The organism is Pseudonocardia aurantiaca, from assembly GCF_039526725.1.
Classification (GTDB): domain Bacteria; phylum Actinomycetota; class Actinomycetes; order Mycobacteriales; family Pseudonocardiaceae; genus Pseudonocardia; species Pseudonocardia aurantiaca.
Map to the genome: position 1 here is coordinate 205,209 of NZ_BAAAJG010000010.1, position 24,838 is coordinate 230,046.

The 24,838-nt window shown below is 70.6% G+C and carries 19 protein-coding genes; 11 read left to right on the forward strand and 8 right to left on the reverse strand.

What is annotated here, in order from left to right:
• Positions 1–154: 154 nt before the first annotated feature.
• A complete protein-coding gene (locus ABD143_RS16680) occupies positions 155–388 on the reverse strand; it encodes a hypothetical protein (RefSeq protein ID WP_343978523.1) in 234 nt (77 codons plus the stop codon).
• Between the two features lie 48 nt (positions 389–436).
• Complete coding sequence (locus ABD143_RS16685; RefSeq protein WP_343978526.1) at positions 437–1,636, reverse strand: 3-ketosteroid-9-alpha-monooxygenase, oxygenase component; 1,200 nt, start codon at positions 1,634–1,636, stop codon at positions 437–439.
• Positions 1,637–1,976: 340 nt separating this feature from the next.
• On the opposite strand from ABD143_RS16685, the gene ABD143_RS16690 reads away from it, so the two are divergent.
• From ABD143_RS16690 to ABD143_RS16700, 3 genes are all read left to right on the forward strand, one after another.
• Positions 1,977–2,540: a nuclear transport factor 2 family protein gene (locus ABD143_RS16690; protein WP_343978529.1), complete on the forward strand. Its 564-nt coding sequence runs from the start codon at positions 1,977–1,979 to the stop codon at positions 2,538–2,540.
• A complete protein-coding gene (locus ABD143_RS16695) occupies positions 2,537–3,469 on the forward strand; it encodes a TIGR03619 family F420-dependent LLM class oxidoreductase (RefSeq protein WP_343978532.1) in 933 nt (310 codons plus the stop codon). Before ABD143_RS16690 ends, ABD143_RS16695 begins: the two co-directional genes overlap by 4 nt.
• A 430-nt stretch (positions 3,470–3,899) precedes the next feature.
• On the forward strand, positions 3,900–4,094 hold the full coding sequence (locus tag ABD143_RS16700; RefSeq protein ID WP_343978535.1) for a hypothetical protein: 195 nt from the start codon (positions 3,900–3,902) through the stop codon (positions 4,092–4,094).
• A gap of 388 nt (positions 4,095–4,482) precedes the next feature.
• Here the strand turns inward: ABD143_RS16700 and ABD143_RS16705 are convergent, their stop codons facing one another.
• Both ABD143_RS16705 and ABD143_RS16710 read right to left on the reverse strand, forming a co-directional pair.
• Positions 4,483–5,418, reverse strand: coding sequence for an NAD-dependent epimerase/dehydratase family protein (locus tag ABD143_RS16705; RefSeq protein ID WP_343978538.1), 936 nt, complete (start codon positions 5,416–5,418; stop codon positions 4,483–4,485).
• A gap of 229 nt (positions 5,419–5,647) precedes the next feature.
• Positions 5,648–7,096 carry an FAD-dependent oxidoreductase gene (locus ABD143_RS16710; protein ID WP_379659919.1) on the reverse strand — a complete coding sequence of 483 codons (1,449 nt, stop codon included), beginning with the start codon at positions 7,094–7,096 and terminating at the stop codon, positions 5,648–5,650.
• A 417-nt stretch (positions 7,097–7,513) separates the two neighbouring features.
• On the opposite strand from ABD143_RS16710, the gene ABD143_RS16715 reads away from it, so the two are divergent.
• Entirely contained in the window at positions 7,514–8,998 is a 1,485-nt protein-coding gene (locus tag ABD143_RS16715; RefSeq protein ID WP_343978544.1) for a class I adenylate-forming enzyme family protein, read from the forward strand.
• A gap of 67 nt (positions 8,999–9,065) precedes the next feature.
• Here the strand turns inward: ABD143_RS16715 and ABD143_RS16720 are convergent, their stop codons facing one another.
• Positions 9,066–9,431, reverse strand: a complete 366-nt coding sequence (locus ABD143_RS16720; RefSeq protein ID WP_343978547.1) for an AMIN-like domain-containing (lipo)protein — start codon at positions 9,429–9,431, stop codon at positions 9,066–9,068.
• Positions 9,432–9,676: 245 nt separating this feature from the next.
• Between ABD143_RS16720 and ABD143_RS16725 the strand changes: the two genes are divergently transcribed.
• From ABD143_RS16725 to ABD143_RS16735, 3 genes are all read left to right on the forward strand, one after another.
• Entirely contained in the window at positions 9,677–11,107 is a 1,431-nt protein-coding gene (locus tag ABD143_RS16725; protein ID WP_343978550.1) for a cytochrome P450 family protein, read from the forward strand.
• Between the two features lie 152 nt (positions 11,108–11,259).
• Positions 11,260–12,240, forward strand: a complete 981-nt coding sequence (locus ABD143_RS16730) for a 3-hydroxyacyl-CoA dehydrogenase NAD-binding domain-containing protein (protein ID WP_343978552.1) — start codon at positions 11,260–11,262, stop codon at positions 12,238–12,240.
• A 48-nt stretch (positions 12,241–12,288) separates the two neighbouring features.
• Entirely contained in the window at positions 12,289–13,188 is a 900-nt protein-coding gene (locus ABD143_RS16735) for a hypothetical protein (protein ID WP_343978554.1), read from the forward strand.
• A gap of 22 nt (positions 13,189–13,210) precedes the next feature.
• Here the strand turns inward: ABD143_RS16735 and ABD143_RS16740 are convergent, their stop codons facing one another.
• From ABD143_RS16740 to ABD143_RS16750, 3 genes are all read right to left on the reverse strand, one after another.
• Positions 13,211–14,131, reverse strand: a complete 921-nt coding sequence (locus ABD143_RS16740) for a DUF5996 family protein (RefSeq protein ID WP_343978557.1) — start codon at positions 14,129–14,131, stop codon at positions 13,211–13,213.
• A gap of 26 nt (positions 14,132–14,157) precedes the next feature.
• Positions 14,158–14,712: an HdeD family acid-resistance protein gene (locus ABD143_RS16745; RefSeq protein WP_343978560.1), complete on the reverse strand. Its 555-nt coding sequence runs from the start codon at positions 14,710–14,712 to the stop codon at positions 14,158–14,160.
• Between the two features lie 176 nt (positions 14,713–14,888).
• Positions 14,889–15,149 (reverse strand): hypothetical protein, encoded by a 261-nt coding sequence (locus tag ABD143_RS16750; protein WP_343978563.1) that lies wholly within the window; start codon positions 15,147–15,149, stop codon positions 14,889–14,891.
• Positions 15,150–15,329: 180 nt separating this feature from the next.
• Between ABD143_RS16750 and ABD143_RS16755 the strand changes: the two genes are divergently transcribed.
• The 4 genes from ABD143_RS16755 to ABD143_RS16770 all read left to right on the forward strand — a co-directional run bounded on the left by ABD143_RS16755 (position 15,330) and on the right by ABD143_RS16770 (position 24,750).
• A complete protein-coding gene (locus tag ABD143_RS16755) occupies positions 15,330–18,263 on the forward strand; it encodes a winged helix-turn-helix domain-containing protein (RefSeq protein ID WP_343978566.1) in 2,934 nt (977 codons plus the stop codon).
• Between the two features lie 175 nt (positions 18,264–18,438).
• Complete coding sequence (locus tag ABD143_RS16760) at positions 18,439–19,167, forward strand: DUF1326 domain-containing protein (RefSeq protein WP_343978569.1); 729 nt, start codon at positions 18,439–18,441, stop codon at positions 19,165–19,167.
• Positions 19,168–19,174: 7 nt separating this feature from the next.
• Positions 19,175–19,936: a DUF2182 domain-containing protein gene (locus tag ABD143_RS16765; RefSeq protein WP_343978572.1), complete on the forward strand. Its 762-nt coding sequence runs from the start codon at positions 19,175–19,177 to the stop codon at positions 19,934–19,936.
• A gap of 20 nt (positions 19,937–19,956) precedes the next feature.
• Positions 19,957–24,750, forward strand: coding sequence for a multicopper oxidase domain-containing protein (locus tag ABD143_RS16770; RefSeq protein ID WP_343978575.1), 4,794 nt, complete (start codon positions 19,957–19,959; stop codon positions 24,748–24,750).
• Positions 24,751–24,838: the final 88 nt, after the last annotated feature.

The window sequence follows — 24,838 nt, forward strand, 5'->3', positions numbered from 1 at the left end:
TCGGCGGTCTCGTCGATCACGGCACGCACCGTCAGGCTGACGGCACCGGAGCCAGCCATGGCTTGTCGTTCTCTCCGTGCCCGGTCACCAGGCACGGCACCTGACACGGCAGTGAGGGAGCCGCCAAACCGGCGGTCCCCTCCGCCGGTCACGCCTACAGATCCGGCACCGGCACGGTCCCCCGGCGGACCGAGGACTCGATGCTGTCCCGCAGTCGGGTGCAGGTCGGCACCGCGCCCGCGACCGCGCCGCTCAGCTCCACGCAGCGCGCTGTGTCGGACGTCCATTGCACGAGCGTGTGCGCCAGGCTGTTCTTGCGAACGAACACGCAGGTGCCGCAGGAGCCGCACGACACCGGATGCAGCGGAACATCGTCGGGAGCGAACATCGACCCGCCCTCCCTTCTCGCGGTGCTGCCATGACCGGACAGCACGGGTCAGCCGCCGACCTTCGCAGGCTCGGACCCGGCGTCCGCAGCCGCGTCGTCCCCCAGGCCGATCACTCGCCCGGCCGCGAGGTTCGCCTCGACCTCCTTCTCCCAGAACGTGTTCGCGCGGGCGGTGTCGATCTCGAACTCGAACCGCTGGACCATCTCCGGGGTGATGTCCTCGACGTCGACGTAGAACTGCGCGTACCACCGGCGAAGCTGGTAGACGGGCCCGTCCTCGTCGCACAGCAGCGGGTTGTCGATCTTGGACTTGTTCTGCCAGATCGCGACGTCCTGCCGGAAGCCGACCTCGACGCCGTCGGCGAACGCCTGGGCGTACTGCTGGGTCTGCTCGGCCGTCATACCCTCCGGCTTCTTGACGCTGGCGCCCCACTGCAGGACGAAGCTGGTCGGCGATACCGGGTAGTGGCAGTTGATCAGGATCGTCTCGACGGTCATGTCGCCCGACACGGTCCTCAACGGATTGATCATGTAGGACGGGCCGTAGTACGCCGACTCCGAGGTGAGCATCGTGTCACCTGAGTAGATCGTGCCGAGGTCCACGTCCGGGCGCGACCGGCTGCCCATGTACTGGCTGGCGATGTGGCCCTCGAACACGTTCTTGAAGTATGTCGGGAAGGAGTAGTGGATGTAGAAGAAGTGCGCCATGTCGACGACGTTGTCCACGATCTCGCGGCAGTGTGAGCCCTCGATCAGCAGCCGGTTCCAGGTGAAGCCGGTCCACTCGCCGCTCGCCCGCTGGGTGATCTCGGGGATCGTCACCTCGGGCGGCGGGAGGTTGCCCTGCGGGTCGTGCCACACGTACAGCTGGTCGTTGAGCTCCAGCGTCAGCCACGCCTTCGTCCGGGCCCGCGGTGGCACCCGGCGCGCGTAGGGGATGTTCGCGCAGCGACCGTTGCCACTCCACCGCCAGTCGTGGAACGGGCAGGCGATCTCGTCCCCCTTCACCTCGCCCTGGCTCAGGTCACCACCCATGTGCGGGCAGTAGGCGTTGAGCACGTTGAGCGAGCCCTGGCCGTCCTGGAAGACGACCACCTTCGTCCCGAAGGCCTCGATCGCATGCGGCTTGCCGTCCCGGAACTCCCGCAGCAGGCCGAGACAGTGCCATCCGCGCGCGTACCGCGTCGGAGGTGCTGCGGCCTCGATCACCCGGGCTTCGTCGTCGTGGACCGCCTGCGATGACGTCATGGAGGCTCCTGTGGCATCGATGTGGTGGGCGAAGCGATGCGATCTCGTTAGGCCATCATCCGGAGCCTCCAGGGCGCGTTGAAGCGCGCCTCCCACTCACTGGGAGCCGGGGCCACCGGCACGCCCTCAACCGGCGGTGGCGACCGGCGGCCTGCCCAGTGCGGAACCGGTGTCGTCTCGAACGAGCGCTTGCTTCGATCCGTTCTCCACTCGATACTCGGCGGGTGCCCCGTGCCGGGCCGCCGCCCGTCCGCTCCCGATGTGAGGATCCGATGACGACATCCGTGTCCCAGTCCCTCCCGCGATCGCCCGGCCCGCGATCGCCCGGCGGGTCGGCGCGATGACGACGGCGCCTATGGGAGTGGGAATCGGCGCGGACGAGCTGCGCAGGCTGGTGGACCGCCAGCAGATCGTCGAGGTGGTGTTCCGGTACTGCCGGGCCGTCGACCGCTGCGACTTCGACCTCCTCCGCACCTGCTACCACCCGGACGGGGTCGACCGGCACACGGGCTTCACCGGCGACATCGACGACTACATCGACTGGCTGCGCACGATCCTGGCGCGCTACGCGGGCACGCAGCATTTGATCGGGCAGCAGTTCGTCGAGATCGACGGCGACGTCGCTCGGTGCGAGTCCTACGGGATCGCCACCCACTGGGCGGGCCCCGACGGGGACCCGCAGTACGACTTCACCTCCGGCTTCCGCTACATCGACCGGATGGAACGCCGCTGCGGCGAGTGGCGGATCGCCGAGCGGCTGGCCACCCGGGACTGGACGCGCAGCGACGCGGGCGCGTTCCGGCCGAAGGAGGGCGATGGGCCGACCGGGCGCCCGTCCCGCGAGGACCCTCTCTACCACCTGCCCGGCTGGCCGCCGTCGGGGAACGCGGAGCCGGGCCGGTGAAGTTCGACGTCATCCTCCCGGGGACCAACCACATCCCCGGCATGTACGAGTGGGCGCACCGCCTCGACGCCGACGGGTTCCGCCGGATCCTGGGCGAGATCGACGCGCTCGGCTACGCCACGGTCGCGGTCTCCGAGCACCTGGCCATGCCGCTGTTCGAGGTGCCTCGGCTGGGCCCGTACTGGCAGGACGCGCTGTCGGTGATGGCGTTCGCGGCGGCCGCGACCCGCGTCGTGCGCATCGACGCCGCGGTCCTCGTCCTGCCTTACCACCACCCGCTCCGGCTGGCCAAGGCGCTGGCCACCATCGACGTGCTGTCCAAGGGGCGGCTCAACATCTCCGTCGGGGTGGGCCACGCCGAACAGGAGTTCGCCACGCTCGGCGTGCCGTTCGCGGAGCGCGGCAAGATCACCGACGAGATCCTCGTGGCGCTGGCCACGCTCTGGACCGACCCGCGGCCGGAGCACCGCGGAGCGTATTTCGAGATCACCGGGCTCGCGGTGGAGCCGACCCCGCTGCAGAAGCCCCGCCCGCCGATCTACATCGGCGGCAACTCGAAGCCGGCCCTGCGCCGGGCCGCCCGGCACGAGGGCTGGCAACCCAACCCCACCGACTTCTCCCTGGCGGAGATCCCGCCGCTGCTGGACTACCTCCGCGAGCAGCCCGACTTCGCCGGCAAGGCCGAGACCTTCGACATCAACTGGATCAAGCCGCCGGGGGGTGCGGTGCTGCCCGGCGGGTTCGCCGAGGCGGGCGGTACCGAGCTCAAGGGACACCGGGAGCGCCTGGTCGACGCCTACTCCGGCGAGTACCGGGAGCTCGCGATCACACGGACCGTCGTCGAACCGCCGCCGGCCATCGCCTCCGAGGGCGAGTACCTCGACTTCCTGCGGTGGTTCGCCGAGGAGGTCATCCCCGCGGTGCCGTGAGGCCCCCGACCGCTCGGTGCACGTCGGGCGGGTCGCCGCGCGCCGAGGACGACGGGACGACCCCAGGGACGAGGACGAATCATGAGGCCGGGGGGAAAGGTCGCCTTCATCACCGGCGCGGGCCAGGGACAGAGCCGCAGCCATGCCGTCCGGCGCGCCGAGGAGGGCGCGGACATCAGCCGTCGGCCTCTGCCGGCAGCCCGACATCGTGCGCTACGGGGATGGGGACTAGGAAGGGCTCGCCGAGACCGTCAAGGCGGCCGAGGCGCTGGACCGGTCCAGGAGCGGGTGCCGATCTGGGTCGGGGCAACACCGCCCGCGCCGCCCGGCGGGCCACCGCTCGGCGACGGCTGGCTGCCGGCCGGCATGACGCCCGAGGTGCTGCGGGCCCGGCTCGACCGGAACCCCGCCGCCGCGCCCGGGGTTCGACGTGATCGTCGGCACCGTCGAGGCGCTCGACCCCACCGCCGACCCCGACGGCGCGGAGCAGGCCGTCGAGGCCCTGGCGGCCGCCGGCGCGACGACCGTGGTCCCCCGGCTGCGCAGCGAGTCGGTGGAGCACCACCTCGACCAGCTGCGGGCGATGGCCGCACTGCCGTGCTTCGCGCCGGCCCGAGCGGGCTGAAACGTGGCGGCGCGAATCGACCCCGAATCGACCCCTCTCGCGGCCGACCGGGCCGGGCTGACGGTCGCCGAGGTCGACACCCCGGCCGGCCGGAGGAGATCGCCGGGCCGATCCTGTTCCTGCTCAGCCCGCTCGCCTCGGTACGTCCGCGGGGCCGTCCTCGTGGTGGACGGAGGTTGGACGACCGCGCAGTGATCGACATGCGCCCCGCTCCGCGGCACCCGCCCTCGCTCCGCCCCGCCCTGCCCCGCCCCGCCCCGCCCCGCCCCGAGGCAGCCGTCAGCGGGCCCCACCGCAGCCGACCACCACCACGTCCGCCCGCTTCGGGAGGGCGCCCTCGCTCACCGGGTAGATCACTCGTCCCCTCCTGACGCCCGGGTTCGCCGCGTCATGGGGCGTCGACCGCCGTGCGCGACGCCGCCGCGGAGGCCTCGACCATCGCCCGCATCCCGTCCCGCCAGGAGATCGAGCAGACCGGCCCACCGACGAGCTCGCGCAGCCGGCCGACGTCCGGGCACATGCCCTTGACCGCCTGCTGGGTCTGAAGGAACGTCACCTCGCGGCCGCTGAGCTCGCCGAGGTAGGTGCACCACTCCGACAGCCCGACCTGCTCGTCGCCGCCCCAGTTGACGATGGCCGCCGGGGTCGACGCCGCACCGAGCAGCGCCGGCAGGGTACGGATCATGTCGTAGACGTGGATGGGCGCGAACACGTCCGGGAAGTCCGGGTGGACTGCGATCGGCTCGCCGGCGAGGATGCTCGTCAGGTTCATCATCGGGAACCCGGAGTCGACGCTGTACGGCACGTTGAGCCGGGCGATCGTCGTCGGCACGCCGAGCAGCCGGCACACCGAGCGCACGGCTGCCTCGGAGGCGATCTTCGACAGGCTGTAGGTCGGATTCACCGGGCGCATGAAGTCGCCCAGCGGGTCGTCCTCGGCCCGCGGCTCCGGGTGCGCCTCGTACACCACGGTGGACGAGCAGTGCAGGAACGAGTCGACATCCCGGTAGCGCGACAGCAGCAGCCCCAAGGGCTCGATGTTGTGCCGCATGGTCCGCTCGAAGTCCGGCTCGTCGAACATGTCGATCGCGAAGTGCAGAACGTGGTCGACCTCGGGCAGCAGGCCCCGCATATCGTCCGCAGACAGCGCGGCCAGGTCGGCCGCGATCGTCCGCACCCCGGCGGTCTCGAGCCGGTCCTTCGCGTCGGGGTCGGTGTACCGGGCCAGGCCCCACACCTGGTTGTCCGCGGCCAGCGCGGTGGCGATCGGGCGGCCGACCGACCCACTGGCGCCGGTGACGAGGATCTTCTTGCCGGTGATCATGCGGTCTCCTTGATGGGTTGGGGGAGGGGTGGAGGGGCGGAGGGGCCGTGGCGCGGATCAGCGCACCGGCCGGTCGGCGGGGCAGCGCCGTCGAGACCGGGAAGGTCCCGAGTGGCTGCGCCTCGCAGAGGGGTTCGCACCGCAGGAATGCCTCGGTCCACGTTCGGCCGTGCGGCATTCGCTCCGCGCCTTCGCCGAAGGTGCGGAGCCGCCCGGTCGCTGACCCGGATCAGGTGGCAGCGGCCGTCCGTCCGGCGCGCCGGCCGAAGAAGGTCGAGTCACCGAGTGAGGTGCCGCTGCAGTACCCCCAGGCCGGGATACCGCTGCTCGTGCGGCCGGCGGCGAACAGGCCGGGGATGGGCTCGCCGTCCAGCGAGAGGACCTCGCCGCGCACCGAGGTGTGCAGACCGCCCGTCGTGAACACGCCGAACTGGGCGCCGCGCAGGTCCAGCACCCCGTACGGCGGCCGGAGCGGACGCACCCAGCGCGACGACTTGTGGCAGACCGGGTCCTCGCCCCGCTCCGCCCCCGCGTTGTACTGCCCCACGGTCGTGGCCAGGGCACCGGGGGCGAGTCCCATCTCGCCCTCGAGCTCGGCGAGGTCGTCGGAGACCCAGGTGGGCTCTATCGGCAGGCCGGACGAGGCGGTCGCCTCGTCATTGGCCTCCTCGTCGTAGAGCAGGAAGATCTGCCGGTCCTGGGTGAACAGCGCGGCCTGGCCGGTCCGCCCCGCGTAGGAGTCCTCGTTGATGAACCGCTGGCCGCGCCGATCGAGCAGCAGCGACCGGTACAGCAGGGCCGGATCGGCCGGGAACGAGGTCTGCCCGGCGTCCATGTGCCGGACGGCCGCGCCGACGGCCTGCCCGAGCCGGATGCCGGTACCGTCGTCGCCGTCGGTGCCGACCAGGAAGTTGCCCAGCAGCCGAGGCGAGTGCTGGGCGAGCATCGTCTCGTTGGCGGCGAAGCCCCCGGCCGAGAGCACCACGCCGCGGCGGGCCTTCACGAACGACCGCTCACCGAACCTGGACACCTCCGCCCCGACGACCCGGCCACCGTCGACTACGAGCCGCCGGACCCGGGTGTCGTAGTGCGCCCGGGCGCCCGCGGCCTCGGCGGTCTCGGCGAGATGGCTCATCAGCATCCAGCCCGCCGACCGCTCTCCCGGCTTCTTGTCCGTCATGTGCGGGACGTGTCCGCGCGGGGCGGGGGCGGCGATCTCGGTGAACGGGTAGGTGTTCTCCCCGCCGGTGTACATCAGGCCGTACCCGGTCGGCGCCTCCCAGGAGGGCTCCGTCCAGAGCTTGGCCTCGAACGGCACCCCGCAGCGCACCAGCCAGTCGAAGTGCTCCAGGCTGTTCTCGCAGTAGACCTCGAGCTTGGCCGAGTCCGGGTCCGGGCCGGTGGCGGCCTGCAGGAAGGCGAACATGGCCTCGACGGTGTCCTCGACGCCGCACGCCTTCTGGACCGGCGTGCCGCCACCCAGGTAGAGCGACCCACCGGCCATGACGGTCGCCCCGCCCCAGCCCCCCGCTGCCTCCACGACGTGGACCGCCACGCCGGCCGCGGCGGCGCCGATCGAGGCGCTCGCTCCGGCGGCGCCGAAGCCGACCACGAGCACGTCGGTCTCCGCGGCCCATTCACCCACCTCGGCGGCCTGGACGGGCGCCACGGAGCTCATGCTGCCGCCGCAGCGGGCGTACGCGCACAGCGTGTGATCATCGGGTAGGCACTCCTCTTCGGTGAGGCCGCGTAGTGCCGATGAAGCTACGAGCCATGTGGCGCCGGTTGCAGTCGGCGATCCCGTTCAGCGGGAGACGAAAGCCGCACCGCACTGGCATCGGCACCGGCACCGTGCCGCCGGGCCCGCCCGGTCAGCCGAGGGCACGGCGCAACCGCCTCCACCGCTCGAACGCGACAAGCGCGTACGCCCGGGCGGCGCCGGGGTAGCGCGAGGTCGCCCGACGTCCGGAGCCGCCCGTCAGCACCACGCGGAGAGGCGCCAAGCAAACGCTTGCACGGTACGCTGGCGCGAAAGCGAGTCGGGGCGAGTGACCTGCCACGGCGTCGCGAGCAACGTCGACGAGGGAGACTAGTCATGGAACTGGTGATCGGGAACGTCGTCGCCGACGCGGCCCTGCTTCGCCCGCGCGGCGTGGCCGCGACGCTGCGGAACGAGTCGATCACCTTCGCCGAGCTCGACGCCGAGGCCAACCGGATGGCGCACGCCCTGCGCGGCCTGGGGGTGGAGCGCGGGCACCTGGTGTCGTGGTGGACCGGCAGCACGATGCGCTCCCTGTTCGGCGTCCTGGCCTGCGCGCGGCTGGGCGCCGTCTTCGCGCCGCTGTCCCCCGCGATCGGGCCGGAGGAGGCCCGCACGGTCCTCGACTACGTCGGCCCGCGCCTCGTCGTCACCGACCGAGAGCGCGCGGAGGCCGCGCGCGCGACGGGGCTCGACACCGTGACCGTGGACACCGAGGCGGCCCACGATCTCGCCGCGCTGAGCCGCTCCGCCGCGAGCACCCCGGTGGCGACCTCCGTGCACGAGGACGACCCGCACATCCTCTACATGACCAGCGGCAGCACCGGCACTCCGAAGGGCGTGCTGGTGAGCCACCGGGCCACCTACCTGCGCTCGAGCCCGGGCGCGGGGACCTTCGGCGGGGCCATGCGCGGCGATCGGGGCGTCCTGTCCAGCTTCCCGCTCAGCCACTACGGCGGCTGGCACTACGTGATCGAGGCGTGGCTGCACCGGACCGCGATCCATCTCGTCCCCCACGCCGACGCCGGGCACCTGCACGCGGCCCTGTCCAAGCACCAACCCACCGCGATGTACTGCATCCCGGCCGTCTGGGAGCGCGTACTCGCCGAGCCCGGCGACCTGACCTGCCTGCAGCACGCCGACTCCGGCACGTCTACGGTCGCGGTCGGCTTGGTCGAACGCCTCCGCGCTCGTGCCCCCCAAGCGACGACCACCGTGCTCTACGGCAGCAGCGAGGCAGGGCCGATGGCCGCACTGCGGCACTGGCAGATCACCGCGAAGCCCGGCAGCGTCGGCAGGGCCATTTCGCCGGGTGTGCTCGTCCTCGCCGAGGACGGCGAGATCCTGCATCGGGGTCCCACCCTGATGAACGGCTACCTGTACCGGCCAGAGGCTACCGCCGAGGCGCTCGCGGGCGGCTGGTATCACTCCGGCGACCTCGGCGAGTACGACGACGATGGCTTCCTCTACATCACCGGACGCAAGCGCGAGATCATCCGGTCCGGCGGTGAGTCCGTCGCGCCAGTCGAGGTGGAGGAGGCGATTCGGACTCTTCCGGGCGTCGCGGACGTTGCCGTCATCGGCCTACCGGATGAGTGCTGGGGTGAGATCGTCACCGCAGTCGTCGTCCCTGAGGCCGGGGCCAGGGTGCCGGACCTAGCCGACCTGCGCGAGGGGCTCGCCCCGCTGGCCCGATACAAGCACCCGCGACGCGTGGTGATCACCGACGCCATCCCGCGGACCGCCGCGACCGGCCAGGTGATGCGTAGCCGTGTCCGGGCGGAGCTCCTCGCCCGCGGCACACAGCCGGCCACGCCGTGACCGCCCCGGTCCGCAGGTCCCCCGGCCTCCCGCTCGCCAGAAGTCGCGGACAGGACGGCCGCGCGCGCTAACGACGCGCTTCATGCAGCTCGGCGTTCCACCGGCGACCAGCCTGGCGCCAGTCCTTTGCCCCCTCCTGCCCGCCCGGTGTCACTCTCCGTGGCCGGGGGTAGCGGCGTGCCAGCGGGCGCCCGGGCCTGACCGGCGGCGTGAGGGTGGCGACGCAGTTATCGTCGTAGGCCGGGTGGTGCAGCTGCACCCGTAGCTTCGCGCCGCCGGGCACCGGAAGGACATCGCCGGAGCCGTCCTGCTCGACCGTGTCCACGTACGCGACGCTGTAGCCGGCCGCCGGTCCGGGCAGGGTGAACACCACCCGGTCCCAGCAGCGGTCCGATCCCGTCCCAACGGCGGTGACCGGCGCGCGCCCAAGCACCCGCACGTCCTCAGGTGCGCTCCCCCACGATATCGACCACACCCGGGCGACCGCCGTGCGGCCGGCACTAGACCCGGCCGCAATTCGTGCGCACAGCCCGATGGCGGAACGAGTCACCGAACCTAGCATCGGCCGGGCGAGCAGGCATAGGCGCGAGAGTGTCCGAATTCTCGGCAACGCGCCGACGAGAGGCTGCGATGAGCAGCGCACCTCGGACGCTCACATCACGATCGGAGAAAGCCGACATGATCACGCCCAAGGAACTCGTCGGGTTGCTGCCCCCGACGTTCGACCCGGACTACGTCGACGGCGCCGTGGTGCCGTACCTTCTGAGCAACCAATACATCGGGGAACGGCCGGCACTCCCCCTCATCGACCTCGCCCTGAGCAAGGAGAACGCGGCCCCGCCCCACTTCTGGGGCATGCTGTACGACGGGTGGGCGCCCAACCCCGAGGAAGAGGGCGTCACGGTCTTCATCCAGGACTACGAGAAGCGCGGACCGGACAACCAGCGGAAGAAGATCTACCTCTCGGCGACCACCCCGGACCTCTACGCAGCCAAGTACGCCGACAAGGTCCACCGCTTCCTGGCCCGCCTCTTCGACCAGGTCAACGCCGGCAAACCGCTGATGCACAAGTACTACGACGAATACTTCGACCTCTACTGGGACCTCCACCTCGGCGTCACGGGCGACGCCGTCCCGGCCGAGGTCCGCGAGATCGGCACCAGATTCACCGCCGTCCTGGGCCACTGGTACCCGACCTCGGGCATCGTGCACGAGAACATCATGCGCGTGCGCGAACTGCGCCCACTCCTCAAGGAGTGGATCGACCACCGGGTGCAGGCGGTGATCGACGCTGAGATCCCAGATCCCGAGGCCACGTTCGTCCACTACTGGCTCAAGAACGGCGGAGGAGGCGAGCACTTCCGCCGCAAGGACATCGTCTTCGAGTGCTTCCACAACTTCCTGGCGTTCAGCCAGTGGGGCAACACGGTCTACAACACCATGGCCCTGCTGGCCGCCGGCACCGGTGACCCGGCCATCCGGTCGTGGTTCACCCAGACCATGACCAACAACCCCGACCAGTCCGACGGCGGCCCGTTCACCCCACTCGACCGGTTCGTGATGGAACTGTTCCGCACGATCTCGCCGAACGGGGGCAGCCTCTCGACCATGGCCACGCAGCGCGGCCTGCAGCCCGGCGTCGGCGGCATCATCACCCCCCACCTCGCGACGAGCCAAGACCCCCGGCACTGGCCCAACCCCGAAGAATTCGATCCAGACCGCTACAAGGCGGCCCCGACGAGCACCGACAACGACGAAGCGAAAAGCAAGGAGATCGGGCTCGCCCGCTGCCCCTTCCCACCCGCACCGTTCGCCGTCAGCGACGGCCGGCGGGCCGAACTGACCAACAGCGCATTCGGCGCCGCCTACAGCGTGGTCGACGGCACCGCATACCCGGTGACCGACACGGCCGGCTACGCCCCGTTCGGATTCGGCTACCGCCGCTGCGGCGGCGAGCAACTCACCACCGAGTTCCTCAAAGAGTTCCTGCGAACGGCCTGGCTGAACCGGATCGAGTTCGTCAAGCTCGACCTCGAGACCCCCGAGCAACTGCCCGTCTCACCGCGCACCCTCATCGACGACAACATCGGCTTCCAGACTACGAAGTGAGACCGGCGCGTAAGCCAGAAACCCTGGCGCCAGCGAAGATCATTATCGCAGCTGTCGTGGGAACTCCGGACCGGCGCGATGCCGGCTATCGACGGCGGTGCGCTGCGCACGATCTGATCCGGTACCCGAAGCGCTTGGAGGAGTGACAAAACATGTATTCGCACAGGCCCGTCCATCGGATAGCGATCGTCGGCACCGGAACGATCGGCGCAAGTTGGGCGACGCACTATCTCGCTCGCGGCTTTGACGTCACGGCAACCGACCCGGCCCCCCATGCGGAGGCAGCCCTGCGTTCGTACGTCGACGCAGCGTGGGACGCAGCAACGACGCTCGGGCTCGAGAATGGAGCCGCACCCGATCGACTGAGGTTCACCGCCGACATGCGGGAGGCCGTTGCGGATGCCGATTTCGTGCAGGAGAACGCGCCGGAGCGCCCGGAGCTCAAGGTCAGACTGTTCGCTGACCTCGACGACGCCGCGCCGCAAGGCGCGATCATCGCATCGAGTTCATCGAGCATCACGATGAGCGTCATGCAAGCCGAGTGCCGGCACCCGGAGCGGACCGTCATCGGCCACCCCTTCAACCCGCCGCACATCGTCCCGCTCGTCGAGGTCGTCGGCGGGACGAAGACCGCCCCGGAGACGATCCGGGACGCGATGTCGTTCTACGCCTCGATCGGCAAGAGGCCGGTCCATCTCAAGAAGGAGATTCCCGGGCACGTCGCCAACCGTCTCCAGGCCGCGCTGTATCGCGAGGTCGTCTACCTCATCGAGCAGGGAGTGCTCGACGTCGCTGACTCCGATGACGCGGTGTCCTGGGGCCCAGGGCTGCGGTGGGGCGTCATGGGACCCAACCTGCTGTGGCATCTCGGCGGAGGTGAGGGCGGCATCCAGCACTTCATGGACACACTCATGCCGCAGATGGCCACCGCCCTGTGGCCGACACTCGGCGACCCGGAGTTCACGCCCGAGCTCAAGGAGAAGATCGTCAACGGCGTTCTGGACGAGGCGGACGGCCACTCGATCGACGAGCTGGCCGCAGAGCGCGACACGATGCTGTTCGGTCTGCTGGCCGTGCGCGCCAGGCAGATGGCGCCCGGCCCGCGGATCGCCACGGAAAGCCAGCTCGCGTAAGGCAGCACCCGCCGTCTGTTCGAGACAAAGTTTCAGAAAAGAGCAACTGTGACACAGCTGCAAGCGAGATTGTTCGTGCTCGAGGCCAGCGACGGCCGCCTGTTCTCCGTGAACGTCGACGGTTCCGACAAGAAGGTCATCGCAAGCGGAAGCACGTTCCCGGATGGTGTCACGGTCGACGTCGAGGCCGGGCACGTCTATTGGACGAACATGGGGCGTCCGCCGGTGAACGACGGTTGGATCGAACGCGTGGACCTCGATGGAAGCAATCGCACGACGATCGTTCCCAGCGGCGTCACGTTCACGCCGAAGCAGCTGCAATTCGATCCGGAGGGCCGAAAGCTGTACTGGAGCGACCGCGAAGGGATGCGGGTCATGCGCTGCGACCTCGACGGCTCGAACGTCGAGACTCTCGTGCAGACGGGGCAGGGAGACGACGACCGCCGCGACGAGACCAGGTGGTGCGTCGGAGTCGCCGTCGACGTCGTGGGCGGACACGTCTACTGGACGCAGAAGGGCCCGAGTGATGCCGGGCTGGGGAAGATCTTGCGGGCGGGAATCGACGTGCCCGCCGGCGATAGCCCAGCCGACCGGAGCGACGTCGAGGTGCTGTTCAAGGGGTTGCCCGAGCCGATCGACCTGGAGGTCGACCTGGCAGCCCGCATGCTCTACTGGACCGACCGCGGGGACGCGCCGCGAGGCAACACCGTGAATCGGGCGCCGGTGGAGGCGACGAACGGGTGGACGGTGCCCGAGATCGTGAGCACCCACCTGATGAAGGGCATCGGCATCGCTCTCGATCCAGGCAACGGCCGCATGTTCGTGACCGACCTGGGCGGCACCGTCTACGCGGCCGATCTCGACGGATCGAACCGCAGGGAGATCCTGGTCGCGCAGGGCAACCTCACCGGGATCGCCTACGCCGAGCTTCACGCCGAGCAGTCGTAGACATGGCCGCTGCCGCCAGGCTTCATCTCACGGGCGGCGGGGTCCCGGCTGCGGTCGCGGCAAGCGCCGGGTCCCACTGGCAGACCGCGCAGGCATGTTGGAACACCGAGCGGGCAAACTCCAGCGCGGCGGCCTCTGGGTCGGCCGCCGCGCGGACGTCGTCCCAGTCCAGGATGTACTCACCCAGACTCGCGTCCCACCGTGCGCCCGCAGGCCGTATTTCGGCCTCACCGAAGCCCGGAGGCGCGGGATGGGCATATGCGTAGAACGCGGCCCTGTCGTAGCGCGGGTCACCGGGCCACCAGCCGATGGCGACCTCTTGGGCATCCATGGCGTTGCGCATGATGAAGTCATCCGAGGGTGGCTGCGCGGGCTGTCCCGAGAACAGATTCACCGCCAGGTCGAACGAGCCCCACCAGGCGTTCACCGGTGTCGACCGGCCGCGGTAGGGGGCGCGGAACGCGGCGAGCACCAGCGCGGCCTGGGTCGCCGCGGCGAAATAGTCGCCAACCTGAGCGGGGTCGTAGTGCGCGTGCTCCTGGTCCTCGGTCAGCGGCACGCTCCAGGGCACCTCCTGGGGCGTCGGATCGATGTCCACCGCCCCCGCGAGGCGGCGCACCGCCGCGAGCACGTCCGATGCCACATCGCCGACCGACCGGTCCGGGGTCAGCGTGATGCGGTCGGCCCGCCCGTCACTGTGCTCGACCACCGCCTCATGGGCCCGCAGATCCAGCCCGGCGACCAGCGATCCCGAGCCGTCCGGGGCGGGCAGCGGGGCGGTCTCCCACCCGCGTGCCGTCAGCCGCAGCGCCGCGTGCTGGAGCTGCGGTTCCGGCGGCGCGAGCCTGACAGCGAGCTTGCCCAGAACCTGGACATGTCCGTGGAGCGTGTCGCATGTCGCGGCCCACTGCTGGTATGAACACCCCGGCCATCTCGAAGACACCAGGACAGCGTACTGGTCCCCGATACTCACGCCGTGGAGTCGCTGAGCCGCTCGGCGCTGATGCCCACGCGGTGCACCTGCGCCGAGAGGACGAGCGCGTACGCCCCGTACACGATGCTGAACAGGCCGAAGACGGTCGCGAGAGCCAAGGCTCCGATGTCCGGGCGGATGCCCAGCACCACGCCGAGCGCGATCGACACAAGGCCGCCGAACGCCCAGGCGGCGCGCTCACCGGCTGTCTCACCACTGCGGAAGGCCAGGGCAACCTCGACGACACCGGTGAGGAAGGCCCAGACCGCCACCCAGACGGTCAGTACGACCGCGGTGATTCCGGGCCAGAGCACTGCGCCCAATCCGGCGGCGAGCGCGAGCAGAGCGAGCAGCAGGTAGCTCACCACCGTTCCGGCGCGGTCGGCGCGGAACGCACGGGCCAAGTCGGTGCCGGCCATGACGAATGCGTATATCGCGAACAAGATGACGAACGCACCGACTGTGATGTTCGGCCACCCGACGGCGACCAGCCCGATCACGAGCGCGAGCAGTCCGCGCCACAACAGCGACGACGACAGGGAAAAGAGCATGGGAGGATACCTTCTTGATTGGGATCGCTGGACGAGAGTCCGTCGAGGTGCTGACGCCTCGCAGCCGAACCTAGGGACGGATTCGGGCCTGGTCGTCGTCCGCTGCGCCTGAGAACTTGTCGTCTGTTGGTCTCGGCGCCCGAAACTCCTGCTACCGGAGCGGCGGTTCCCCGGAGTCAGCGAGGACCGCTACTTCCCACGGGTCGCAGCATCACCGAACCGAGACGGTGACAGGTCCGCAGGGCCAGCTCACGCCGCGTCGGGTTGTCAGCGACGAGGCGCAGCCAGACGTCGCGGCTGACCGCGGCGAGTCGGAGCTTCACGGCCGCCGCCGCGACCGCCAGCTGCCCCATCTGTGTCCCGGGCCGGCGGGCCCGGTGAACGGCGGTGACCCGTACCGACAGGTCGCCGTCCCACACTCGGAGGGAGATCGTCATGGGAAGGCGGTGTTCTACGAAGGCGCGAACGCGCTCGCGGCCTCGTGCAACGACGCTCGCGTGTTGCGGCAACGGCAGTACAGCAGCTCTGCCCGCCCGCGAGCCCTCAGGGCTTGCCTTGCCTGAGCCGGTTACCTGGAAAGCGGCACGGCCGGTTCGTGCAGCCTCGGGAGCATTGAGATGGGCGGCATCGCGCTTTCCTGGCGATTTGCGAGCTTCGTCATCTGCTCGTCGTTCCGGCGGTTTGGGCGCAGGGCTCCCCGGATGCAGATAGCCTGGTCACCGCGGTGTCGGTGCGTGATTCCGTTCAGGCGCGAACGCCGTGTTGGTGCCCAACTAATGCGCCTCGACATTCCTGCTAGCAGGGTTGTGAGGAGAGTAATCACTCGCCACGCTGTCAAGGTGATCTGGCAAGCCGGCCAGGGCTCGATCGCCGAGGATCTGCGGGAGAACGGCTTCGAGGCCAATAGTGTGTCCTTCGCTCGCCGGGTGACGTCCGGCGTCATCGATCGTCCTGCGTTGTTTGAGCGGTTGGCGGCAGCCGACCGGGTCACGCTGATCTCGGCGCCGGCGGGTAGCGGGAAAACGCTCTTGCTGCGATCCTGGATCGCCGAGGCGGGGCTGACGGAACACGCCGGTTGGGTTTCGGTGCCACGCGAGGAACGCGATCCGCAGCAATTCTGGATCGCGCTGCTGGACGCGCTGCGATCCACAACCGCCGGGGCCGCGCTCGTCGGGCCCTTGACGGCCGCGCCGGAACTGGACTGCGGGGCGATCGCGGAACGCCTGCTGAGCGATCTCGCCGAACTCGACGATCCGATCTGGTTGGTGATCGACGATCTGCACGAGCTGCCGACCGCGGCACTACGCCAGCTGACGCTGCTGCTGCTGCGCGCACCGGAGCAGCTGCGGTTCGTGCTCATCACTCGCCGGGACCTACGGCTGGGACTGCACCGGTTGCGCCTGGAGGGCGAGCTCACCGAACTGCGCGCCGACGATCTCTGCTTCACCCTCGACGAGGCCCGGGAGCTGCTGCAATCGGCGGGGGCGGAGCTGTCCGAGTCTGCCCTCGCGCGGTTGCTGGAGCGGACCGAGGGCTGGGCCGCCGGGCTCCGGCTCGCCGCCCTGCAGTTGGCCGGGCACCCCGATCCGGAGCGGGGCGCTGCGGAGTTCTACGGCAGCGAGCGCACCGTGGCCGAGTACCTGCTCGCCGAGGTGCTCGACCGCCAGTCCGAGCCGGTCCGGCGGCTGCTGCTGCGCACCTCGATCCTCGACCGGGTCAATGGCCCGCTCGCCGCCCTGCTGTCGGGAGAATCAGGAGGGGAGCGGACCCTGCAGGAGCTGGAAGAGGAAAACGCCTTCGTCATGGCATCGGACATGCGGCGGACCTGGTTCCGCTACCACCCGCTGTTCGCCGACATGCTCCTGCTGCAACTGCGGCGGATCTCGCCGGACGACGTCCCCGCACTGCACGCCACGGCGGCCGATTGGTACGCGCAGCACGAGTACCCGTCCGAGGCCATCCGCCACGCCCAGGCCGCGGGGAACTGGCGCCTTGCGGCCCGGCTGTTCGCCGACCGCTGGCCCCATCTCTACTTCAACGGACAGTCGGCCACCGCGCACGGGCTCCTCGCCGGATTCCCGGCCGGCGTTGTCGCCGCCGATCCGGAGCTGGCCGTCGTCAAGGTGGTCGACGAGCTGGCGAGGGGAACACTCCACAAGGCGAAGTTGAATTTCGCCGTGGCCAACAGAGCGGCGGCCGCTGCGCCCGCCGACCGTCGCGAGTGCCTCCAGGTCCAGCTGGCCCTGCTGCGTCTGATGCTCGCCCGTCGTCGCATCGACCTGCCGGCCGTCGTCGAGGAAGCACGCCGCCTGCTCGCTCCTGCCGAAACCGCGGGCTGCGCTCGGGGCGAGTTCGATGAGCAGTGGGACGCGCTGGCGCTCATCGAACTCGGCATAACCGAGACCTGGACCGGTCGGCTCAATGACGCCGAGCGCCACCTGGCGCGAGGCGCGGTCCTCGCGCGCCGGATCGGACGTCCCTTCCTCGAGGTCACCGGCCTGGCACATTCGGCGGCGGTCGCTATCTCGCGGTCCTTGGACGTGGCAGCACGGCGCAGCGAGCAGGCGATCGAACTGGCCCGGCAGCATGGCTGGAGCGACGAGCCGATCATCGGCGTCGCCTACGCCGTGCTCGGTGGCACATCGGTCGTGCAGGGGCGGCTTGAGGAGGCCGAGCAATGGCTCGGACACGCGGAACGCGCGCTTCTACCCGAGGTCGACCCACCGGTCGGGCTGATGCTCAACTACGCCCGCGGGTTGCTCGAGGCGGCGCGTGGCCGAGACCAGGAGGCGTTGATCGCTTTCCGAACAGCCGAGCGGCTGGCCGGCCAGCTGGTCAGCCGGCACGAGCTGGCCGCACGGGCACGCTCGTTGCTCCTACACACCATGGTGCGGCTGGGCGCGACCGACCGCGTCGAAGAGATCCTCGCCGAGATGGACCAGCAGGAGCGCGACACCGCAGAGATGCGCACCGCACTGGCGACGCTACGGCTCGCCCAGCACGATCCGCAGGCGGCGACGAGCGCGCTCGCGCCCGTACTCCGCGCCCCAGACATGCACCCGCAATGGTTGGTGCGTGCATTCCTGCTGCAGGCGATCGCCCGCGACGCGGATGGCGATCCGGGCGCGGCCGAGTACGCCCTCGAGCGCGCACTCGATCTCGCCGAGCCCGATCGACTGCTCTGGCCGTTCCTCGTCGACCCAAACGCAGAGAAGCTGCTCGAACGACACCCCAGGCATCGCACCACACACGCCGCCCTGATCGTCGATATCCGCAACCTGCTCGCAGGCGACGAACCGTCGGCTTCACCTGGCGAACCCGAGCCACTACGAATTCCGCTCAGCAAGAGCGAGATCCGTATCCTGCGGTACCTGCCGACCAACCTCACCGCGCCGGAGATCGCCGACGAGCTCAACCTGTCGGTGCACACCGTCAAGACGCACATTCGCCACCTCTACGACAAGCTCGGGTCCCATCGACGGGGTGAGGCCGTCGAGCGGACCCGGGCCCTCGGCCTGCTCGCCCCTTCCGCGCACGGGCGCCTGATGTAGTGGCAGGACGGCCGCGGCGACGGCACGGCACGGCACGGCTGCGACCCCGGCCCAGCGCATCACAGGTCGGTCGGGCCGCCGGTCGCCGAATCGCCGCTTTCGTTGGCATCTAGACGTATCGCTGCCGCCGGTTGCCGACTCCTTCGTTCGGAGGGACACGACCGGGGAGACATAAATGATCACGTCGTACGCCGTGCGCGGCGATTTCCTCGAGGCCTGCGACTGCTTCGAGCTCTGTCCGTGCTGGGTCGACGAGGAACCCGACGAGGGTCATTGCACGGGCCTGGTGGCATGGCGGATCCGGGACGGTAGCACCATCGGCACCGGGGATGGCGACGTCGTCGTGGGCGGTGCCCGCGTCGCGGCCGTGACCGCGCACACCGGCGGAAAGCGGCGGGCGAGCGCGCTCACCGTCCTGTACGTCGACGACAGCGCGACAGGGTGGCAGAACCTCGGCCTGCTCGCCGCGGCGTTCTCCGGCACGGAGGAGCGTCGCGGAGCGCGGCAGCCGATCCCGGGCTCGCTCGGTGCGCTGGCGAAGGTCACCGGGACCGTGCTGGGAACCCCGCGCCCCGCGCGGATCGAGATCACCGGTGAGTCCGGCGAGCCGTGGACGCTCGCCATCGGAGCCGCTGCGGATACCGACGCGCTCGAGGAGCCTGCTGTGCACGCGAGCGGGGGCCCGAAGAGCTTCCCCGACGGCGGCGACCCCCAGCCAGAGCCGCTCACGCTCACCGGTACCGCGCTTCACGCCGAGTTGCGGATCCGAGGGAGAGCAGAGGCGCAGCGCACGGCGGAGCTGTCGATGGTCGTGCCCGCGCTCCCGGGCGGCTATCTGCAGGTCACGGGCCGGTCGGGGATGCGGGGCGAGTTCGCGTACATGTACGGCGGGGATCGGGCGTGAAGGGGTGATGACCGCCCCTTCGGACCGTCGCTCCCGGCTGCGCCCCGAGCATGTCGTCATTGCCGGCGCGGCCCTGGCCTGGGTCGCCTTGGTGCTTCCCGCGGCGGCCGGCGTCGGGCACGCACACGAGGTCGGAGGCGCGTCGCCCGGAGCGATCATCGGCGGCTGGACGGTGATGGTCATCGCCATGATGCTGCCTCCGGCGCTGCCGCTGGTCCGCACGCTCGTGGCTCTCGACGACGGACGGCTCCGGCTGCCGATGGCCGGCATCGGTGCGGTGGTCGCGGTGTGGCTGGCGACCGGCGCCGTGCTGTTCGGCCTCGCCGCCTGGTTGTCCGGGCTCATCGACCTCGCGCCCACCGGACGAACGCGCGACGTCGCGATCGGGGTGGCGCTCATGGTCGCCGGCGGCTACCAGTTCACGCCGCTGCGGGCCGCATGCCTGACCGCGTGCCGCACCCCGCGCTGGTTCGTTCTCCGCTACTGGCACGGGTATTCGGCCCTGCGCGAGACGCTGCGCATCGGCACCGCGTACGGGCTCGCGTGCGTCGGCTGCTGCTGGGCTCTGATGGTCGTGTGTGTCGTCGGCGGGGCGGCGGCCCTGCCGTCGATGGTCGCCTTCACCGCGCTCATGGCCGTCGAACGGCTCACCCGGCGCGGACGCCGTACCGCCCGCGCCGCGGGATGGGCGCTGCTGGCCGCCGGCGCCTGCGCCGTGCTCGGCGTTCTGCCCGATCCCTTCGCCGTGCTGCTGCTGGGCACGCACTGACCACTCCCGGGAGGACAACCATGGCCGCGCGCACCCTCCGCTACGACGTCGTCGCGACGTCGTTCCCGATCGTCTACACCGCTGAGGGCGACCACGACCCCGCCGGCCTGCTCTACACATTGCGCACCTCCCAGCCCCTGCTGGACTGGGCACGGGCCCAGTGGGAATGGCGGGACGAGTGGTTGCCCCGCGCCTATGAGCGCCGCCAGCAGATCGAACTGCTCATCGACGCCCTGGAGCGCTACGAGCTGATGGTCGCCCGACTGATCGGCACTCCCGACGCCGACCTGCTCGGATACGCCGGGCCGCCCGGCGGGCTCGCCCCCGAGGAACCGCCGGGCGAACCGGACGACCTCGACGACGAGCCGAGCCGCCGGGAGAAGCGTCAGCACCTGCGGCACACCGTCGACGAGGCCGCCGGGCTGCTGCGGACGCTCACCGACGGCGCGATCACCGCCCTGAGCGGGGACGCCCGCGTCCGGGCGGGCTGGCGAGCCCGGTGGACGGCGGCCCTGCCCGACCTGGACGACGCCATCACGATCCGGCTGCAGGACATCCAGAAGGACTGGGACGCTCGGCTGCCCCGTCTGATGGCGGATGTCGTCGCACGCATGGCGGACCGCCGCAGGGCCGCCCGCATCCGGGCGCCGCGCTCGGACGCGGACCGGGAGGACCGGGCCGCTCTGCAGCGGCGGATCGAGCGCCTCGTGCTGAACGACCGGGCCGAGCAGACACCCGACGGGCTGCGGCACACCGCCTTCCACCCGCTCAAGCCGTTCGACCTCGTGCGCCCGCTCGTGCTGCGCGCCCGCCGCGGCGACTCGGTCGAGGTCACCGTGCAGAACAGCATCCGCGGCCGCACCATCGGGTTCCATCGCCAGGGCGCTGGCGCCGACGGCGCGAGGGGCCGCGGGGTTCGGCACGGCGACGGAGCCGACGTCGGCCGCAACCCGGCCACGACGATCGCGCCCGGCAGGCGAAGGACGTTCGTGTGGACCGCCGAGCACGAGGGCATCTGGCCGATCAACGACCTCGCCGACATCCGTGGCAGCGAGGCCGGGACGAACGTGCACGGCTTGTTCGGGGCGTTCGTCGTGCTCCCGCAAGGCACGCACTGGCGCGACCCGGAGACCGGCGAGACGCTGACCGGAACCGACTTCGCCGACGGCCTCTACGTCGACGTCATCCGGGACGAGCAGTCCGTGCCCGAGGTCGACGACGAGCCGGAGTGGGTGGATTTCCACGAGACCGGGCTCCCCCGGGGCTATCGGGAGTTCACCGTGGTCATGCACGACGAGCCGGAGGTGCACGGCGCGCTCCACCGCCCGGCCGCCGAGCCGGGTGTGATGCCGTTGTCCTACCGGGCCGAGCCGCTGCACAACCGGCTGCCCCACCGCATGCGCGAGCTCGCCAGGAGAACCGAGCACCGCCCGCTGCCCTCGCCCGGGGAGATCGACCGGGCGGCTGTCCTGCGCGAGATCGACGCGAACCTCGCCGAGGTCTTCTGGATCGGGCGGGACTCCGACGGAACGTGGATCGAACGCGTTTCCGGCGAGGAGCAGCACCACAGCTCGTGGCTGTTCGGCGACCCGGTCACGCCCATCCTGCGGGCGTACGCCGGCGACCCCGCACGGGTGCAGCTCGTGCATGCGGGGATCAAGGAGACTCACGTCTTCCACCTGCACGTGCACCAGTGGCGCGCCGTCCCGACGGACACCGCCCCGCCGGGCGGCCGGCGAGCGGGTGAGGCGCAGGGCTCAGCGGCACGGGGTTCACAGCTGATCGACTCGATCACGATCGGCCCGCAGCACGGCTTCACCATCGACCCGCTCTACGGCTCGGGAAGCCGCCAGCACGCCCCCGGCGACATCATCTGGCACTGCCACCTCTACCCCCACTTCCACCACGGCATGTGGGGGCTGTGGCGCAGCTTCGACCGGCAGGTCGAGACCGCTCGGAGCTACCCCGACGGCTCGGTCTGCCACCCGTTGGAGCCTCTGCCCGGCCGCCCGCAGCGGTCGGGCGACCGCGCTGGCTTCCCGTGGTTCGTCGACGGGCAGTACCCGCAGAAGTCCCCGCCGCCCCCGGCCCGCAGCGACGACGAACGCGGCGGCCGCCGCAGGCTCCTGCGGTTGCCCGCCGCCAGCCCCGCCGAACGGGCCGCGATGGTGGCCGCACCCCGGCCGGGCGCCCTGTTCGTCGACCTCGACGCGGACGCGGCGGCGTGGAACGAGCGGGCGGGGCTGCCGGCACCGCGGATGATCCACGTCGACGTCGAGGTACGCAGCGACGACATCGTGTACAACGACCGAGGCTGGCACGACCCGAACGGCCACCGCTTCCGGGTCACTCGCATCCGCGTATCCGGCAGACCCGAGGACGAGGATCTCCCGGCCGACCCCACATCCCCGCACGAGCCGCTGTTCGTCCGCGCCCATCACGGCGACATCATCGAGCTGACCCTGACCAACCAGCTCACGTCCCTCGCCGCCGACCACTTCGATCTCGCCCAGTTGCCCGTGGAATGCGGGCTGCACGTCCACCTGGTCAAGTTCGACGTCCTCGCCGCCGACGGATCGGCCACCGGCTGGAACTACATGTCCGGCGCGAGTTGCCGTGAAGCGGTGCCCGACGTCCCCGACACCCCCATGTCGGCGATCACGAGCCTCCACCGCTGGGTCGTCGACGAGGAGTTCGGCCCGTGCTTCTTCCACGACCACCTTCTCGCCAACTACCGGCAGAAACGGGGACTGTTCGCCGCGCTCGTCGCCGAGCCGCCCGGCTCCCGGTGGCTGGACCCCGAGACCCAGCAGCGGACAGCCTGGACCGGCAAGAACGCCGTCGTGCTACCCGGGGACGCCGACCGCCACGACCCGGCCCGGTTCGAGCCGTACCGGGAGGCGTGCCTGGCCGTCGGCGACTTCATCCCGAACTTCGACGCCACCGGACGGCCGCTGAACCCGCCCGGTGAGCTGAGCGGGGACGACGACCCCGGCGTCATGGCCGTGAACTACCGCAGCGCACCGCTCACCACCCGCAGCAAGGACCCCTCGCAGTGGTTCTCCGGGCCCGACCCGGAGACCGGAGTGATCCACACCCATCCTGGTGACCGCCTCCGGATCCGTCTCGTCCAGGGCTCACACGAGGAGCAGCACAGCTTCGTCACCCACGGGCTGAACTGGCGCAAGGAGTGGCAGAACCCGACGTCCCCGCTCGTCGGGCAGGTGACCTTCGGGATCTCCGAGGCATTCACCCTCGACATCGGTGGGACCGGCGGCATGCCCTACGGCCTCGGCGACCACATGTGGCGACTCAGCGGCATGGACGACCTCTGGCTGGGTTGCTGGGGCATCGTCCGGGCTGTGCCGCACGACGGCGCCCTCCCCGCCCTGCCCGGTGCAGCGGAGCCCGCCCCGCTGTTACGACCTGTGAACGGCGACGGCGTGCGGTGCTACACCGTTCGCGCGCGCCGGATCGAGCACCGCTACGACGCCGGCCGCATCACCGACCCATGGGGGCTCATCTACGAACGAGTGCCCGACGACACGATCGTCGACGCGTTCCTCCCCGCACAACGCGAGGGCGTGTGGAAAGTCAGCACCACCATGCCACGGCCGCTCGACGACCTCGAGCCCCTGGTGCTCCGCTGCCACCCCGGTGAATGGGTACACGTGCGGCTGGTCAACGAAGTACGCCTGGCCGTCGACCGTCCCGAGGGCGCCCTGGATCACACCGACGGCTGGAGTACAACGAGGTTCGCCGACGAGAACCTCCCACCGTTCGGACCCGAGCCGCACCCGCCTGCCCTACCTCTCGACGACACACGAGTGGTCTCCCCCCGCGTGTCTTTGCACCCGTCCCTGCTGCGCTACGACATCGTCTCCGGCGACGGCGCCCACGTCGGCCGCAACCACGACAGCACCGCAGGCGCGCTGCCCGTCCGGCCGCACGACCTCCACGGTGGCGCGCACGGCACCGAGCACCGCGCTGGCGACCCGGTAGGCCCCGGCGGCCAGGCCCTTCCCAGCGTGCCGCCGGTCCTTGAGCAGCAGCCGCCCCGACCTGACGCGCCCGGGGCACTGGCCGCCGAGCAACCCGATGACCCGCAGTTCCGCCACCGGGCACACCGCGGCAACGTCCAGGACTACTGGTGGTACGCCGACGAGAAGCTCCTTGAGGGCAGCCCGCACGGCCGTGTCTGCTACCTGCACGACATGGCCGACATCCGCAACCACCGTCACCACGGCCTGATCGGCGCGATTGTCATCGAGCCCGCCGACATGCTGTTCGACGAGCACGACGGCACCGCCGCCGAGCTCACCGTGACCGGCGCCCGGCATCACGAACGTGTGCTTTTCTGGCAGGACGGACTCCGCCTCTACCTGGCAGGCAACCCCGCGATGCCCGTTCCGGACGCCGAGCCGCACGTCGACGCCGAAGACGCCGGGCAGCGCGGCATCAACTACCGGTCGGCGCTACTGCGCAGCAGCAGCGCCCTGAGCGACCCGCGACCACCCACACCGGTCTGGCACTCACCAGCCGGTGAACCCGTCGTCCTCAGGCTGGTCGGAGCCTGCGACAAACCTCGCAACCACACCTTCACACTCCACGGCCTGGAGTGGAGGACCGCACCCTGGCTTCCCGAGTCGCCATACGGCTCGGCCCTGTCAGGTCTCAGCGCCGACACCACACACGACCTGGCGATCACGCCCGTCCATCCCGGAGACCACGCGTTCCGAAGCGGCGCATTCCGCTGGTCCGTCGAGCAAGGGATGTGGGGAAGCCTGCGAATCGAGGACGACCCCGCCCCGTGACCACCACAACCGGACATATAGGCCATACCCCCAGGGCGGTGGGGGACCCGGGTTGAAAGCTTGACAAGAAAGGTATGACTGATAGACC

Excerpts from the sequence above, each read along its gene's own strand:
- ABD143_RS16760 (WP_343978569.1), top strand. The coding sequence starts at position 18,439 with ATGATCACGTCGTACGCCGTGCGCGGCGATTTCCTCGAGGCCTGCGAC.
- ABD143_RS16745 (WP_343978560.1), bottom strand. The coding sequence starts at position 14,712 with ATGCTCTTTTCCCTGTCGTCGTCGCTGTTGTGGCGCGGACTGCTCGCG.
- ABD143_RS16755 (WP_343978566.1), top strand. The coding sequence starts at position 15,330 with ATGGGCGGCATCGCGCTTTCCTGGCGATTTGCGAGCTTCGTCATCTGC.
- ABD143_RS16680 (WP_343978523.1), bottom strand. The coding sequence starts at position 388 with ATGTTCGCTCCCGACGATGTTCCGCTGCATCCGGTGTCGTGCGGCTCC.
- ABD143_RS16725 (WP_343978550.1), top strand. The coding sequence starts at position 9,677 with ATGATCACGCCCAAGGAACTCGTCGGGTTGCTGCCCCCGACGTTCGAC.
- ABD143_RS16715 (WP_343978544.1), top strand. The coding sequence starts at position 7,514 with ATGGAACTGGTGATCGGGAACGTCGTCGCCGACGCGGCCCTGCTTCGC.
- ABD143_RS16765 (WP_343978572.1), top strand. The coding sequence starts at position 19,175 with ATGACCGCCCCTTCGGACCGTCGCTCCCGGCTGCGCCCCGAGCATGTC.
- ABD143_RS16690 (WP_343978529.1), top strand. The coding sequence starts at position 1,977 with ATGACGACGGCGCCTATGGGAGTGGGAATCGGCGCGGACGAGCTGCGC.
- ABD143_RS16710 (WP_379659919.1), bottom strand. The coding sequence starts at position 7,096 with ATGAGCTCCGTGGCGCCCGTCCAGGCCGCCGAGGTGGGTGAATGGGCC.
- ABD143_RS16685 (WP_343978526.1), bottom strand. The coding sequence starts at position 1,636 with ATGACGTCATCGCAGGCGGTCCACGACGACGAAGCCCGGGTGATCGAG.
- ABD143_RS16770 (WP_343978575.1), top strand. The coding sequence starts at position 19,957 with ATGGCCGCGCGCACCCTCCGCTACGACGTCGTCGCGACGTCGTTCCCG.
- ABD143_RS16705 (WP_343978538.1), bottom strand. The coding sequence starts at position 5,418 with ATGATCACCGGCAAGAAGATCCTCGTCACCGGCGCCAGTGGGTCGGTC.
- ABD143_RS16750 (WP_343978563.1), bottom strand. The coding sequence starts at position 15,149 with ATGACGATCTCCCTCCGAGTGTGGGACGGCGACCTGTCGGTACGGGTC.
- ABD143_RS16730 (WP_343978552.1), top strand. The coding sequence starts at position 11,260 with ATGTATTCGCACAGGCCCGTCCATCGGATAGCGATCGTCGGCACCGGA.